The organism is Vogesella perlucida (assembly GCF_979366545.1).
Genome location: NZ_CEETRO010000013.1, coordinates 14,829 through 27,757, shown reverse-complemented (window position 1 = coordinate 27,757; position 12,929 = coordinate 14,829). Strand labels below are relative to the sequence as shown.

Sequence of the window (12,929 nt, the reverse complement as noted above, 5' to 3'; positions counted from 1 at the left end):
GCTTAAACCATATATCGGCGCAGCGCCTGCCATTCTTGAAGTTTTTTATCGAAAGCCAGCGTATGCGCAGGGCTGCTGGACGGCAGCACTAGCACATCCACCCCACAGCCCGCCAAAGTGGATGCGGCTTTACCGGCGGTCTGGCCATTGAACGCCACCAGCTGCAAGGCGGGTAGCGTGGCCACCAGCTCGGTCAGCGGGTTGGCGCGCGCGTCGCGGATATCGCTATCGAGGCTACCACGGCGCGTGGCTTCGGCCACCACATCCCACAGCCCCACGCCCAAAGCCTGCATGGTCGCCAAGCGCTGCGGATAAGGCAAGGCGGCCAACTCGCAGCCGGCCACCGCGCCTAGCAGCCGCCAGAACTGGTTACGCGGGTGGGCGTAATACTGTGCCGCCGCCAGCGAGGCATCGCCGGGCAGCGAACCCAGGATCAGGATACGGGTGTCGGGATCGACTACCGGCGGAAAGCTGGCTTTGCGCATGCGGCCAACCTTAAAACAGGGTGCCCTGCTCGGCTGCCAGCTGCAGACGCACCGGGCCAAAGCTGCGGCGATGCTCGGCCAGTGCGCCGTGCTGCGCCAGCGCCTTCATGTGCTCTGCCGTGGGGTAGCCCTTGTGGCGGGCAAAACCGTACTGCGGATGCAGCGCGTCCAGCGCGATCATTTCGGCATCGCGGGCCGTTTTGGCCAGGATGGACGCAGCGGAAATTTCCTGCACCTTGGCGTCGCCCTTTACGATGGCCTCGGCGGGCAAGGTCAGCGTTTTGGGGATTTTATTACCGTCGATCAGCACCTTACCAGGGGTGATGGCCAGGCCATCCACCGCACGCACCATGGCCAGCATGGTGGCCTGAAAAATATTGAGCTGGTCGATTTCGGCCGCGCTGGCGTGGGCAATATGCCAGGCCAGCGCCTTTTCCTTGATTTCCAGCGCCAGCGCCGCACGCCGCGCCTCGCTCAGTTTTTTCGAGTCGGCCAGGCCGGCAATCGGCCGCGCCGGATCCAGGATAACCGCAGCGGTAAACACCGAGCCGATCAGCGGGCCGCGACCTGCCTCGTCCACACCGCAGATCAGCATCGCGCCACCTTCAGGATGGCCTCGGCGGCCAGCCGTGCCGAGTCGGCTTTCAGGCTGTGATGCAGCGCGGTAAAGGTATCGATGATGTCCTGCCGGCTGTCCTGGTTGTCGTACAGCTCGGCTACCGCCGCGGTCAGCTTGTCGACTGTGGCGTCTTTCTGCAGCAGCTCGGGCACCACAAAGCGCTTGGCCAGGATGTTGGGCAGGCCCACATACGGCAGCTTGAGCTTGCGCTTCACCAGCTGATAGGTCAGCCACGACAGCTTGTAGCTGATGACCATCGGCTTTTTGGTGAGCGCCACTTCCAGCGTGGCGGTGCCACTGGTGACCAGCACCACGTCGGCGGCGATCATCGCCATCTGGGCGTGACCAAACAGCTTGCGGATAGGCAGATCCCACGCCTTGTGGCGGGTAAGCAGCTGGTCGAACTGGTCCATGGTTGGCCGCGTGGCCAACGGCACCAGAAACTGTGCATCCGGATAGCGCGCCAGCAACTGGCGAGCCACATCCAGATACAGGCCACCCATAAATTCCAGCTCGCTTTTGCGGCTACCCGGCAGCAGGGCAAATACCGGCGCGGCCTTGGGCAGGCCCAGCTGTTCACGCATGGCGTTCTGGTCCGGCGCGATATCGATCTCGCTGGCCAGCGGGTGGCCGACAAACGTGGCCGGCACGCCAGCGGCGTCGTACAGCGGTTTTTCCATGGGGAACAGGCACAGCACCTGGTCGGCACTGTCACCGATTTTCACCACGCGTTCCGGCCGCCACGCCCAGACCGACGGACTGACGTAGTGCACGGTACGCAGGCCGGCCTGTTTCAGCCACTTTTCCAGCCCCAGATTGAAATCGGGAGCATCGATACCGATGAACACGTCAGGCTTCTCGGCCAGCAGCGTATCGCGCAGCGTACGACGGATGCGCAGCAGCTCGGGCAGGCGCGACAGCACCTCCACGTAGCCGCGCACTGCCAGGCGCTCTTGTGGCACTTGGCTGCTAAAGCCGCGCGCCAGCATGCGCGGGCCGCCGATGCCGGCAAACTCGACATCGGGGTGCGCCGCCTTGAGCGCGTCCATCAAGTGGGCGCCCAGCAGGTCGCCCGAGGCCTCGCCGGCGACCATGGCCACCTTGAGCGCACCCGGGCGGGTAAACAGCTTGTCTGTCATGGTCTAGCGGATAATGCCGCGGCTGGCGGCGGCAAAGAAGCGCACAAATGCGGCCAACTCGTCCTTGCCGGCAGCGGCGTCGGTTTCGATTTCGGCACGGGCATCGTCAAACGGCAGGCCTTTGCGGTACAGCGCCTTGTAGGCATTGCGGATGCTGCGGATCTGCTCGGGGCTGAAGCCACGACGCTTCAGGCCTTCGGCGTTAATGCCGGCCGGCACGGCACGGTTGCCGTGTGCCATCACGTACGGCGGCACATCCTGCGCTACAGCGCTGGAGAAAGCCGTCATGGCGTGATCGCCGATGTGGCAGAACTGGTGCACGCTGGTAAAGCCACCCAGAATCACCCAATCGCCCACGTGCACGTGACCGCCCAGCGTGGCGTTGTTGGCAAAAATGGTGTTATCGCCAATCTGGCAGTCGTGGCCCAGATGCACGTAGGCCATGATCCAGTTGTTATTGCCCAGACGCGTCACACCGACATCTTGCGCGGTACCGATATTGAAAGTGCAGAACTCGCGGATGGTATTGCCGTCGCCGATTTCCAGGCGGGTAGGCTCACCAGCGTATTTCTTGTCTTGCGGTACGGCGCCCAGCGAGCAGAACTGGAAAATACGGTTGTTCTTGCCAATGCTGGTATGGCCTTCAATCACCACGTGCGGCCCAACCCAGGTGCCGCTGCCGATGCTGACATTGGCACCGATGATGCTGTAGGCGCCGATCTCAACATCGTCGGCAATCTGCGCGCCATCGGCAATGATGGCGGTAGGATGAATGGCCATGTTTATACCTCGCGTTTGGCACACATGATTTGCGCTTCACAGGCCACCTGGCCGTCTACCAGCGCACGGGCGTTGTATTTGGCAATGCCGCGCTTCATGGCCAGCTGCTCGACTTCCAGCGTCAGCTGGTCGCCCGGCACTACCTGGCGCTTGAAGCGGGCGTTATCAATACCCACAAAGAAATACAGCTCGTTTTCCGGGCGCTCGCCTTCGCTGCGGATCGACAGGATACCGGCGGCCTGTGCCAGCGCCTCGATAATCAGCACACCCGGCATCACCGGATACTGCTCGAAGTGGCCCATGAAGAACGGCTCGTTGATGGTCACATTCTTGATGGCCTTGATGCGCTCGTTGGCAACAAACTCGGTCACACGGTCTACCAGCAGGAACGGGTAGCGGTGCGGCAGGTAGCGCATGATCTCGCGTACGTCGATGGATACGGCTGCGTCGGTGCTCACGGCTTCAGTCATGGTTGGGAATCCTTATTGTCTTGCGCTTGTTGCAGCGCTTTTTCAAGTTGTTTGACACGGGTAACCAGCTCGCCCAGGTGACGCAGGTGCGCCGCATTGGCCAGCCATTCTTTGTGGGTAGCCATCGGGTACACCGCGGTATAGGCGTCGGCCTGGCGGATGGATTTGGAAATCAGGGTGCCGGCACCCACGTGGGTACCATCGGCAATATCCAGGTGGCCAATGATACGGGCGGCACCGCCAATGGTGCAGCGCGCGCCAATCTTGGTGCTGCCAGCCACCGCGGCGCAGCCGGCCATGGCGGTGTGTGCGCCCACCTGGACGTTGTGCGCCAGCTGAATCTGGTTATCCAGCTTGACGCCTTCGCCAATAATGGTGTCTTTCAGCGCGCCACGGTCGATGGTGGTATTGGCACCGACCTCTACGTCGTCGCCAATCACCACCACGCCGGTTTGCGGAATCTTGAACCAGCGGTCGGCATTCCACGCCAGGCCAAAGCCATCGGCACCGATCACGGCACCCGCGTGCAGGATGACGCGGTTACCCAGTCGGCAGCCGTGGTAAATGCTGACGTTGGGGTAAATCAGCGTATCGTCGCCAATGGTGACATGATCGCCAATAACCACACCCGGGTGGATGATGCAGCGCTCGCCAATGGTGACATGGCGACCGATGCTGACCATTTCACGCACCTCGGTGCTGGCCGCCACCACACTGCCCTCGCCCACTACGGCACGCGGATGCACGCCAGGCACGGCGGCAGGCGGCGGGTTCAGCAGCGTAGCGACGCGGGCAAAATACAGGTACGGGTCAGCGGCCAGAATCAGGCTGCGGCCAACCTTGCTGGCGGCGTCTGCCAGCGCAGGCTTGACGATCACCGCACCGGCGGCGGTGCTATCCAGCTGGCTGCGGTATTTGGGGTTGGCCAGAAAAGTGATCTGGCCGGCGCCCGCCTCTTCCATGGAGGCCAGGCGGTCGATGTCGCGGTCTTCGCCGCGCAGCTCACCGCCCAGGGCGGCCACAATGTGCGATAGTTTCATGGGTTCTAGCAATGACGAAGCCGACTTGGCGTCGGCTTCGAGTGTTGTAAGAAGCCTTACGGCTTATTTTTCCAGCTCTTTCAGCACCTTGGCCGTAATGTCCAGCTTGCCGCTTACATACACCACATCCTGCAGAATGAGGTCGAACTGCTCGCGCTCGGCCAGCTGTCTGATCACGCGGTTAGCCCGCTCTTGCACGGCGGCAAACTCTTCATTGCGGCGCTGGTTCAGGTCTTCGCGAAAATCGCGCGATTTGGCCTGATACTCGCGGTCTACCGATGCCAACTCGCGCTCCATCGCACGGCGCTCGCTATCTGCCGGTTTACCTTTTGCCAGCTGCAGCTCCAGCTCCTTGCCACGTGCAGCCAGCTTTTTCAGCTCGGCCTCACGATTGGCAAACTCGCGTTCCAGCTTTTTCTGCGCATTCAGCGCCGGGGCAGCTTCGCGATAAACACGCTCTGTATTGACGTAGCCGATTTTCATGTCGGCTGCGCTCGCGCAGGTCGATGCCAGCACCAAGGGCAGTGCCAGCAGCAGGCGATTGAATGACATGCTCACTCCTTAGAACACTTGGCCGATCGTAAACTGGAAGCGTTGCAACTGGTCGCCCCTTTCTTTTTTCAGCGGCAAGGCATAGCTGAACTTGAGCGGGCCAATAGGCGACAGCCAGGTCATGGCCAAGCCAGCAGAATAACGCAGACCGTCCGTGGCGCTCACCGAGGCTTCTTTCGGGTCCCACAGCGTACCTGCGTCAAAGAACAGGCTGGTACGCAAGCTACGGTTATCACGCATCCCCGGGAAGGGGAACAGCAGCTCCAGCGAGCTGGTGATCTTGCGTGTACCACCCAGCGCATCGCCGTTGGTATCCAGCGGGCCCATGCTGCCGTTTTCATAACCGCGCACCGAACCCAGGCCACCCAGATAATAGTTCTGGAAGAATGGCAGGCGTTTGGTTTTGCCGTAGCCATTGGCGTATCCGACTTCACCGCTGGCAGCCAGGGTAAAGTTTTTCGACAGCGGCCAGAACCATGCCTGGTTATGCGACATGCGGTAGTACTGGATATCGCCGCCTGGCATGCCGGCATCCAGATAGACGCCCATGCTGTAACCACGCGTTGGCCACAGGGCGCTATCACGGGTATCACGCGACCAGCCGGCAGACGACAGCAGCGTGATATTGGAGCGGCCGTACTGGCTGACAAAATCCTTGTAGCGCTGCGGGCTATCGCTATACAGCGTAATGGCTGTATTTTCCGCCCCGAAGCTGTAGTTGATGCGGTCGAATTCGGTTACCGGCACGCCAAAACGTACCGCGGCACCGGTGGTGCTGGTTTTGTACTTGTTGGTATCGTTGGCCGACGGGTTGTACACGCGGCGGTACAGATCGTAGCCTACGCTCACGCCATCTACCGTGTAATACGGGTCGGTAAACGACAGCGTGGCGTTCTTGGTGGTTTTACCGTTGGAGAAGCTGAACGACAAGGACTTGCCCGAACCCAGTACGTTGGCTTGCGACACCGAGGCGCTCAGCTGCAAGCCATCGCCCTGGGCATAGCCGATGCCAGCGTTAATCGAGCCGGTAGCGCGCTCTTTCACCACCACGTTCATGTCCACCTGATCTGCGGTATCCACCACAGCCGGGGTCTCGATGTTGACGGTTTCAAAGTAGCCCAGCAGCTCAAGACGCTCTTTGCTGCGCTTGATGGCGGCACCGTTATATTGCGCACTTTCCAGCTGGCGCAGCTCGCGGCGAATCACTTCATCGCGGGTGCGGGTATTGCCAGCGATATTGACGCGGCGCACGGTGGTCAGGCGGCCCGGATCAACAAAGAAAGTCAACGCTACCGTGCTTTTTTCTTTGTCGATTTCCGGCACCGGGTTCACGCTGACAAAGGCGTAGCCATCGGCTTCCAGGCGCTCGGTCAGGGCCGTAATGGAGGCATTGATTTCTTCACGGTTGAACAGCGCACCTTGCTTGATGGTAATCAGCTGGCGCAGCTCTGCTTCAGGCACGCGCAGGTCACCCGCCAGGCGGATATCGGAAATCTTGTATTGTTTGCCTTCGGACAGGTTGGCCGTCACGTACATGTCCTGCTTGTCCGCACTGATGGCCACCTGCGTGGATTCGATATTGAACTCGGCGTAACCCTGGTTCAAGTAGTAGGCACGCAGCTTTTCCAGGTCAGCCGACAGTTGCTGGCGCGAGTAGCGGTCCGAGCGCGACAGCCAGGTCATGAAGCCGGATGGTGTCAGCGACATCTCGTCCAGCAGGGTATCTTCACTAAAGGCACGGTTGCCTACAATGCGGATATCCTTGATCTTGGCAGTCATGCCTTCCACGATATCCAGCGTCACCGCCACGCGGTTGCGTTCCAGGCGGGTAATCTGCGTCTGGATTTCAGCCGAGTACTTGCCCTTGCTGAAATACTGCCGCTTGAGCTCCTGCACAGCCTGGTCCAACAGGCCCTGGTCGAAAATACGCGACTCGGCCAGACCGTTGTCTTTCATGGCCTTGATCAGTTGCTCTTTCGGGAACTCCTTGCTGCCGTTTACCTGCAGCTGGGCAATGACCGGGCGCTCGCTTACCGCCAGCACCAGCACATCACCGTCCGACTCGACGCGTACATCGTTAAAGAAACCGGTAGCAAACAGGGCCTTGATGGCCTCTGATGCACGCTGCTGAGTGAAGGTATCTCCCACTTTCAGCGGCAGGTAGTTGAAGACGGTACCCGGCTCGGTACGCTGCAGGCCTTCAACACGAATGTCCTTGATAACAAAACTGTCCGCAGCCCAGGCCGGGGACAAAAAGGCAGCGGCTACAGCGGCTGCAAGAAAGCGTTTGTTCATAGTTGTTATGATCCTAGCCGGCCAGCAACCGGGCGAAGTCATTAAACAGGGCCAGCATCATGACTGTCAGAATGAAAGCCATCCCCAGACGCTGACCGACTTCGTACACGCGATCGGGAAGCGGACGCCCCCGAATCAGTTCTGCCACATGATACAGCAAGTGCCCGCCATCCAGCACTGGCACGGGTAGCAGATTGAATACCCCAAGACTGACACTGATCAGCGCCATGAATTCCAGCAAGGCAACAATCCCGATACCGGCACTTTTGCCCGCGTACTCGGCAATGGTGATCGGGCCGCTCAGGGCGTCCAGCGACACACCGCCAGTCAACATGGCAGCCAGCGTACCCAGCGTGCTATGGCACAGCGCCCACGTGCGCGCCAGTGCAGCCGGCACGGCCTCGCTAGCAGGTACCTGGACGCGCTGCTGCAGGCTGGCAAGCCAGGCTTCGTCCACCGCCGGCGCGGCACCAATGCGGCCAACCTTGACACCATCCTGATCAATACTGTCCGGGCGTAGTGGCAGCTGCAGCAGCTTGCCGGCACGCTGCACGGTGAGGACAAACTGCTCGCCCGGGTGGTTGTGCACCCAGAGCACCCAAGCCTCCCAGCTGGCTACAGGTTTGCCGCCCACCGCTATCAGCTTGTCACCCGCCAATAATCCAGCCCGCGCCGCCGCACCATCCGGCAGCACGGCGCCGATTTGCGGCAGATAGCGCGCAGGCATCACGCCCAGCTTGCCCATGGTGGCCTGGTCGAATTTTTCCAGCCCGAATGCTGGCAGGTCCAGACGGGCCACCAGCGGCTGCCCTGCCCGCTGCAGGCCCAAGGCCAGCTGCCCATCATTCACAATGGCCATGCCCATGGCCTGGCGGGCATCCGCCCAGTCTGCCACGGGGGCGCCATTCACACTGACAATACGGTCACCCGCACGCACACCGGCAGCCGCGGCAGCGGTTTGCGCCGCCACGGTACCCACCAATGGCTGCAGCCGGGTTTGCTCGCCGCTCATGGTGATGGCAAACAGCACCACTGCCAGCAGCAAGTTGGCCACCGGGCCGGCCAGCACGATGATCATGCGCTGCCACACCGGGCGCTGGTTAAACGCGCGATGGCGATCCTGGCTGTCTACCGGCGCCTCGCGCTCGTCCAGCATGCGCACATAACCGCCCAGCGGTATCCACGCCAGGCGCCATTCGGTATCCCCCACGGTACGGGCATAGATGGTTTTGCCAAAGCCGATGGAAAAAGTCAGCACCTTCACGCCACACAAGCGTGCGGCCAGGAAATGGCCAAACTCGTGAAAGGTAACCAGTACGCCAATGACCAGCAGAAAGGCCAAGATGGTCATGCCGCCACCCACTCGCCCACCAAGGCACGCGTAGCCGCGTCCTTGGCCAGCAGGCTTTCCAGGTCACGGCTCAGCGCCAGGTCACTCTGCGCCAGCGCCCGCTCGATCAGCTGCGGGATCTGCAAAAAGCCGATGCGGCCGGCAAGGAAGCTGGCGACTGCCACCTCGTTGGCCGCATTCATCACGGCAGAGGCATCGCCACCTGCTTTCAGGCAGTCGAATGCCAGTTTCAGGCAAGGGAAACGCTGCAGGTCGGGTGCTTCGAAGGTCAGTGCACCCATGGTCAGGAAGTCCAGCGGCTGTACCGGCGCGGCAATACGCTGCGGCCAGGCCATGGCGTAGGCGATGGGTGTACGCATATCAGGCGAGCCCAGCTGCGCCAGGATGCTGCCATCGTGATAGCGCACCATGGAGTGAATGACGCTTTGCGGGTGCACCACCACCTTGATTTGTTCAGGCGGCGTGCGGAACAACCAATGCGCCTCGATCACTTCCAGCCCTTTGTTCATCAGGCTGGCAGAATCTACCGAAATCTTGCGGCCCATTACCCAGTTCGGGTGCTTGCAGGCATCGTCGGCGGTAACGTGCTGCAGCTGCGCCAGCGTATGGTGCCGGAAGGGCCCGCCAGATGCGGTAAGAATCAGCTCTACTACGCCCGCGGCGGCCAGGTCACCGTCAAAGCCGGCAGGCAATGCCTGAAACAGGGCGTTGTGCTCACTGTCTACCGGCAGCAGCGTTGCACCACCCTCGCGCACAGCACGCATGAACAGATCGCCCGCCACGACCAGCGACTCCTTATTGGCCAGCAGAATGCGCTTACCCGCCCGCGCAGCCGCCAGGGTTGGCCGCAGCCCGGCCGCGCCGACGATGGCCGCCATCACCATATCTACTTCGGCAGCGGTAGACACCTCGGTCAGCGCCGCCTCGCCATCCAGCACTTGGGTCTGGCTACCGGCGTCGGCCAGCAGGCCGCGCAGGCGTTGCGCTGCCTGCGGGTCCACCAGCACAGCGTAGCGCGGGTTGTGTTGCAGGCATTGGGCAAACAGCTTGTCGGCCTGGCTATGTGCCGCCAGGGCAAAAACACGATAGCGCGACGGGTGCATGGCCACCACGTCCAGCGTGTTGGTGCCGATGCTACCGGTCGCGCCCAGTACAGTTATCAGTTGAATAGTCATGCAGTACTCATGCAAGCAGCAAGCGCAGCGCGTGCGATACGGCCAGAACGGCAATCAGGCTATCGATACGGTCGTAAACGCCGCCGTGGCCCGGCAGCAGGCTACTGCTGTCCTTGATACCGGCGCTACGTTTGAACCAGGATTCCAGCAGGTCCCCCACTACGCTCACCGCAGTGAGGCCCATGGCCAAGGGCAGCAATACTGCCAGCGGCAGCGGGATATTCAGCCAGCCCAGATCGTTAACAAACCAGACATAGGCCGCTACACCCACCACGGCACCCGCCACACCTTCCCAGCTCTTGCCGGGGCTGATGGCCGGTGCCAGTTTATGTTTGCCAAAGGTCTTGCCGGCGAAATAAGCGGCCACATCGGCCACCCATACCAGCCCCATCACCGCCAGCAGCTGCTTGCCGCTAATGGCCGAGTTATCCGGATGCCAGGCCAGAAAGGCAAACCAGGCCGGAAACATCAGCAACACGCCCAGCAACATGGCCGGCATACCGGTGGGAATCGGCCAACGTTTGCGCAGCCACATGGGCGCCAGCACCAGCCAGACCAGCAACGAGGTGCTCATCAGCAGCGCACCCGGCATATAGCCCGCCCACCATGCCAGGGCAGCCAATGCGGTACAGCCAGCCAGATAGGCCCATTGTTGCATGCCAGCGATAGCCGCCATGCGGCAGAATTCCCATAGCGCCAAGCCAATAATCAGCCACGAAAAAGCCGCCCAGGCGTGGGGAGGAAAGAAAAACAGCGCCGCCAGCATCAATGGAAGCAGGACGAGCGCCGTGAGAATACGCGTTTTCAGCATGAATTAGCCTCGGCGTTGCGCTTCGGGCAGCTGTTCGCTGGTGCGGCCAAAACGGCGCTCACGCGAATGAAAAGATGCCAGTGCGTCGTGCAGCGCCTTGCGGTCGAAGTCCGGCCACAGCAGGTCGGTGAAATACAGCTCGCTATACGCCAGCTGCCATAGCAGGAAGTTACTGATGCGCTGTTCGCCGCCAGTGCGGATAAACAGATCCGGCTCGGGGGCGTAGGCCGTAGACAGGTTGGCCGCAAGCGCGGCTTCGTCTATCTGCAGCACACCCTGGGCCTGTAGCCGCGCTACCGCCTGCAACACATCCCAGCGCCCGCCGTAATCAGCTGCGATAGTGAGTGTCAGGCCGGTATTGGCCGCCGTCAGGCTTTCGGCCGCATCGATACGCGCCAGAATGGCACTGGAGAAACGCTCGCGCGAACCAATGACTTTCAGGCGGATATTATTGCGATGCAAGCGCTCCACCTCGCGCTCCAGTGCCACAAAGAACAGTTCCATCAGGAAGCTGACTTCCTCTTCCGGGCGGCGCCAGTTCTCGGTAGAGAACGCAAACAGGGTCAGAAACTCCACCCCCAGCTCACTGCAGGCCTTGACGGTATCGCGCACGGCATCCAGGCCGCGCTTGTGACCGGCCACGCGGGGCAGGAAGCGCTTTTTGGCCCAGCGCCCGTTGCCATCCATGATGATGGCGATATGCCGAGGCACCGCAGGTGCCTCGGTCACATCTTGAGTAGAACTTGCAAACAAGGGCTACCCCTTATACGGCCAGCAGTTCAGCTTCTTTGGTAGCAAGCGCTTTATCTACTTCGGCAATGTACTTGTCTGTCAGCTTCTGGATGTCGTCCTGACCGCGGCGCTCTTCGTCCTCGGTAATGGCTTTGTCTTTCAGCAGGTTCTTGAAGTCGTTGTTGGCGTCGCGGCGTACGTTGCGAACTGCTACGCGTGCGCCTTCGGCTTCGGCACGCACCACTTTGATCAGGTCGCGACGGCGCTCTTCGGTCAGCGCAGGCATCGGCACGCGAATCAGCTCGCCCATGGAGGACGGGTTCAGGCCCAGGTCACTATCGCGGATCGCTTTTTCGATCTTGGCAACCATGCTCTTTTCCCAGGCTTGCACACCCAGGGTACGTGCATCGATGTTGGTAACGTTGGCTACCTGGTTTACAGGCACATCGCTACCGTAGTAGTCCACCATAACGTGGTCCAACAGGCCGGCGTGTGCGCGACCTGTGCGCACTTTGGCCAGATCGGTCTTGAAGGTTTCGAGCGTTTTTTGCATTTTGTGCTCGGCCGACTTCTTCACGTCATTGATCATGATTACTCCCGTTGTCTTTCTGAAAAACAAGGCGGAAAGCGGCTCTGCGCCGTTTCCGCCTATGAGGATTCGTTAAAATCAGCAGTGTACCAGCGTGCCTTCGTCTTCGCCAAGCACCACGCGGGTCAGCGCGCCTTGCTTGAAGATGCTGAATACCTTGATATTCAGCTGCTGGTCACGGCACAGGGCAAAAGCCGTTGCATCCATGACTTTCAGGTTGCGCGAGATGGCTTCGTCAAATGTCAGGGTCTGGTAGCGCACAGCGTCCGGGTTCTTTTTCGGATCATCGGTGTATACGCCATCTACCTTGGTGGCTTTCAGCATGATGTCTACGTTCATTTCCATACCACGCAGCGCTGCTGCGGTGTCGGTGGTAAAGAACGGGTTGCCGGTACCGGCAGCAAAAATCACGACCTTGCCTTCTTCCAGGTACTGCATGGCCTTGCCGCGCACGTACGGCTCGGCAATCTGCTGCATGGTCAGTGCGGACTGTACGCGGGCAATCAGACCCGCTTTGGTCATGGCATCTTTCAGCGCCAGCGCATTCATGACAGTGGCCATCATGCCCATGTAGTCTGCCGTGGCACGGTCCATGCCGGCTGCCGCAGGCGCTACGCCGCGGAAAATATTACCGCCACCAATCACGATACCTACTTGCACACCCAGGTCGACGACCTCTTTGATCTGGCCAACGATCTGCTGGATGGTGTTGCGGTTAATCCCGTAGCTGTCATCACCCATCAGGGCTTCACCGGAAAGTTTCAGCAGAATGCGTTTATAGGCGGGGGATTGGCTCATGATTACCTCTGGCATGCGGTTGGAGATTCTTTAATTTGCGAAACGGCACCCTGTTTTGCAGGGTGCCGTTGATTCGATCAGCTTAAGCTAGCG

At 60.7% G+C, this 12,929-nt stretch carries 14 protein-coding genes; all 14 read right to left on the bottom strand.

Annotated features, from left to right (window positions below; translation table 11 throughout):
• Positions 1 to 2 precede the first annotated feature (2 nt).
• Positions 3 to 485, bottom strand: coding sequence for a DNA-deoxyinosine glycosylase (locus ACZ9XP_RS16290; RefSeq protein ID WP_465188788.1), 483 nt, complete (start codon positions 483 to 485; stop codon positions 3 to 5).
• A 10-nt stretch (positions 486 to 495) separates the two neighbouring features.
• Positions 496 to 1,080 (bottom strand): ribonuclease HII, encoded by a 585-nt coding sequence (rnhB, locus tag ACZ9XP_RS16285; protein ID WP_465188787.1) that lies wholly within the window; start codon positions 1,078 to 1,080, stop codon positions 496 to 498.
• A complete protein-coding gene (gene lpxB / locus ACZ9XP_RS16280) occupies positions 1,074 to 2,243 on the bottom strand; it encodes a lipid-A-disaccharide synthase (RefSeq protein WP_465188786.1) in 1,170 nt (389 codons plus the stop codon). The genes rnhB and lpxB overlap by 7 nt, the downstream gene beginning before the upstream one ends.
• Positions 2,244 to 2,246: 3 nt before the next feature.
• Positions 2,247 to 3,023, bottom strand: a complete 777-nt coding sequence (lpxA, locus tag ACZ9XP_RS16275) for an acyl-ACP--UDP-N-acetylglucosamine O-acyltransferase (RefSeq protein ID WP_147683597.1) — start codon at positions 3,021 to 3,023, stop codon at positions 2,247 to 2,249.
• A 2-nt stretch (positions 3,024 to 3,025) separates the two neighbouring features.
• Positions 3,026 to 3,493 (bottom strand): 3-hydroxyacyl-ACP dehydratase FabZ, encoded by a 468-nt coding sequence (gene fabZ, locus ACZ9XP_RS16270; protein WP_017509537.1) that lies wholly within the window; start codon positions 3,491 to 3,493, stop codon positions 3,026 to 3,028.
• Positions 3,490 to 4,533: a UDP-3-O-(3-hydroxymyristoyl)glucosamine N-acyltransferase gene (gene lpxD, locus ACZ9XP_RS16265; protein ID WP_465188785.1), complete on the bottom strand. Its 1,044-nt coding sequence runs from the start codon at positions 4,531 to 4,533 to the stop codon at positions 3,490 to 3,492. The genes fabZ and lpxD overlap by 4 nt, the downstream gene beginning before the upstream one ends.
• A 63-nt stretch (positions 4,534 to 4,596) precedes the next feature.
• On the bottom strand, positions 4,597 to 5,085 hold the full coding sequence (locus ACZ9XP_RS16260; protein WP_147683602.1) for an OmpH family outer membrane protein: 489 nt from the start codon (positions 5,083 to 5,085) through the stop codon (positions 4,597 to 4,599).
• 9 nt (positions 5,086 to 5,094) lie between these two features.
• Positions 5,095 to 7,380: an outer membrane protein assembly factor BamA gene (gene bamA / locus ACZ9XP_RS16255; protein WP_147683604.1), complete on the bottom strand. Its 2,286-nt coding sequence runs from the start codon at positions 7,378 to 7,380 to the stop codon at positions 5,095 to 5,097.
• Between the two features lie 13 nt (positions 7,381 to 7,393).
• Complete coding sequence (rseP, locus tag ACZ9XP_RS16250) at positions 7,394 to 8,731, bottom strand: RIP metalloprotease RseP (protein ID WP_465188784.1); 1,338 nt, start codon at positions 8,729 to 8,731, stop codon at positions 7,394 to 7,396.
• The gene (gene ispC, locus ACZ9XP_RS16245) at positions 8,728 to 9,906 is read right to left on the bottom strand and encodes a 1-deoxy-D-xylulose-5-phosphate reductoisomerase (RefSeq protein WP_147683609.1); all 1,179 of its coding nucleotides are present in this window, start codon (positions 9,904 to 9,906) and stop codon (positions 8,728 to 8,730) included. Before ispC ends, rseP begins: the two co-directional genes overlap by 4 nt.
• Before the next feature lie 7 nt (positions 9,907 to 9,913).
• The gene (locus ACZ9XP_RS16240; RefSeq protein WP_147683611.1) at positions 9,914 to 10,717 is read right to left on the bottom strand and encodes a phosphatidate cytidylyltransferase; all 804 of its coding nucleotides are present in this window, start codon (positions 10,715 to 10,717) and stop codon (positions 9,914 to 9,916) included.
• 3 nt (positions 10,718 to 10,720) lie between these two features.
• The gene (locus ACZ9XP_RS16235) at positions 10,721 to 11,470 is read right to left on the bottom strand and encodes an isoprenyl transferase (protein WP_170253569.1); all 750 of its coding nucleotides are present in this window, start codon (positions 11,468 to 11,470) and stop codon (positions 10,721 to 10,723) included.
• Between the two features lie 10 nt (positions 11,471 to 11,480).
• Positions 11,481 to 12,038 (bottom strand): ribosome recycling factor, encoded by a 558-nt coding sequence (frr, locus tag ACZ9XP_RS16230; RefSeq protein ID WP_017509529.1) that lies wholly within the window; start codon positions 12,036 to 12,038, stop codon positions 11,481 to 11,483.
• A gap of 78 nt (positions 12,039 to 12,116) precedes the next feature.
• Positions 12,117 to 12,836, bottom strand: a complete 720-nt coding sequence (pyrH, locus tag ACZ9XP_RS16225; protein ID WP_017509528.1) for a UMP kinase — start codon at positions 12,834 to 12,836, stop codon at positions 12,117 to 12,119.
• Between the last annotated feature and the right edge of the window lie 93 nt (positions 12,837 to 12,929).

Coding starts and splice junctions, on each gene's coding strand:
- ACZ9XP_RS16290 (WP_465188788.1), bottom strand. CDS start 485: ATGCGCAAAGCCAGCTTTCCGCCGGTAGTCGATCCCGACACCCGTATC.
- rnhB (WP_465188787.1), bottom strand. CDS start 1,080: ATGCTGATCTGCGGTGTGGACGAGGCAGGTCGCGGCCCGCTGATCGGC.
- lpxB (WP_465188786.1), bottom strand. CDS start 2,243: ATGACAGACAAGCTGTTTACCCGCCCGGGTGCGCTCAAGGTGGCCATG.
- lpxA (WP_147683597.1), bottom strand. CDS start 3,023: ATGGCCATTCATCCTACCGCCATCATTGCCGATGGCGCGCAGATTGCC.
- fabZ (WP_017509537.1), bottom strand. CDS start 3,493: ATGACTGAAGCCGTGAGCACCGACGCAGCCGTATCCATCGACGTACGC.
- lpxD (WP_465188785.1), bottom strand. CDS start 4,533: ATGAAACTATCGCACATTGTGGCCGCCCTGGGCGGTGAGCTGCGCGGC.
- ACZ9XP_RS16260 (WP_147683602.1), bottom strand. CDS start 5,085: ATGTCATTCAATCGCCTGCTGCTGGCACTGCCCTTGGTGCTGGCATCG.
- bamA (WP_147683604.1), bottom strand. CDS start 7,380: ATGAACAAACGCTTTCTTGCAGCCGCTGTAGCCGCTGCCTTTTTGTCC.
- rseP (WP_465188784.1), bottom strand. CDS start 8,731: ATGACCATCTTGGCCTTTCTGCTGGTCATTGGCGTACTGGTTACCTTT.
- ispC (WP_147683609.1), bottom strand. CDS start 9,906: ATGACTATTCAACTGATAACTGTACTGGGCGCGACCGGTAGCATCGGC.
- ACZ9XP_RS16240 (WP_147683611.1), bottom strand. CDS start 10,717: ATGCTGAAAACGCGTATTCTCACGGCGCTCGTCCTGCTTCCATTGATG.
- frr (WP_017509529.1), bottom strand. CDS start 12,038: ATGATCAATGACGTGAAGAAGTCGGCCGAGCACAAAATGCAAAAAACG.
- pyrH (WP_017509528.1), bottom strand. CDS start 12,836: ATGAGCCAATCCCCCGCCTATAAACGCATTCTGCTGAAACTTTCCGGT.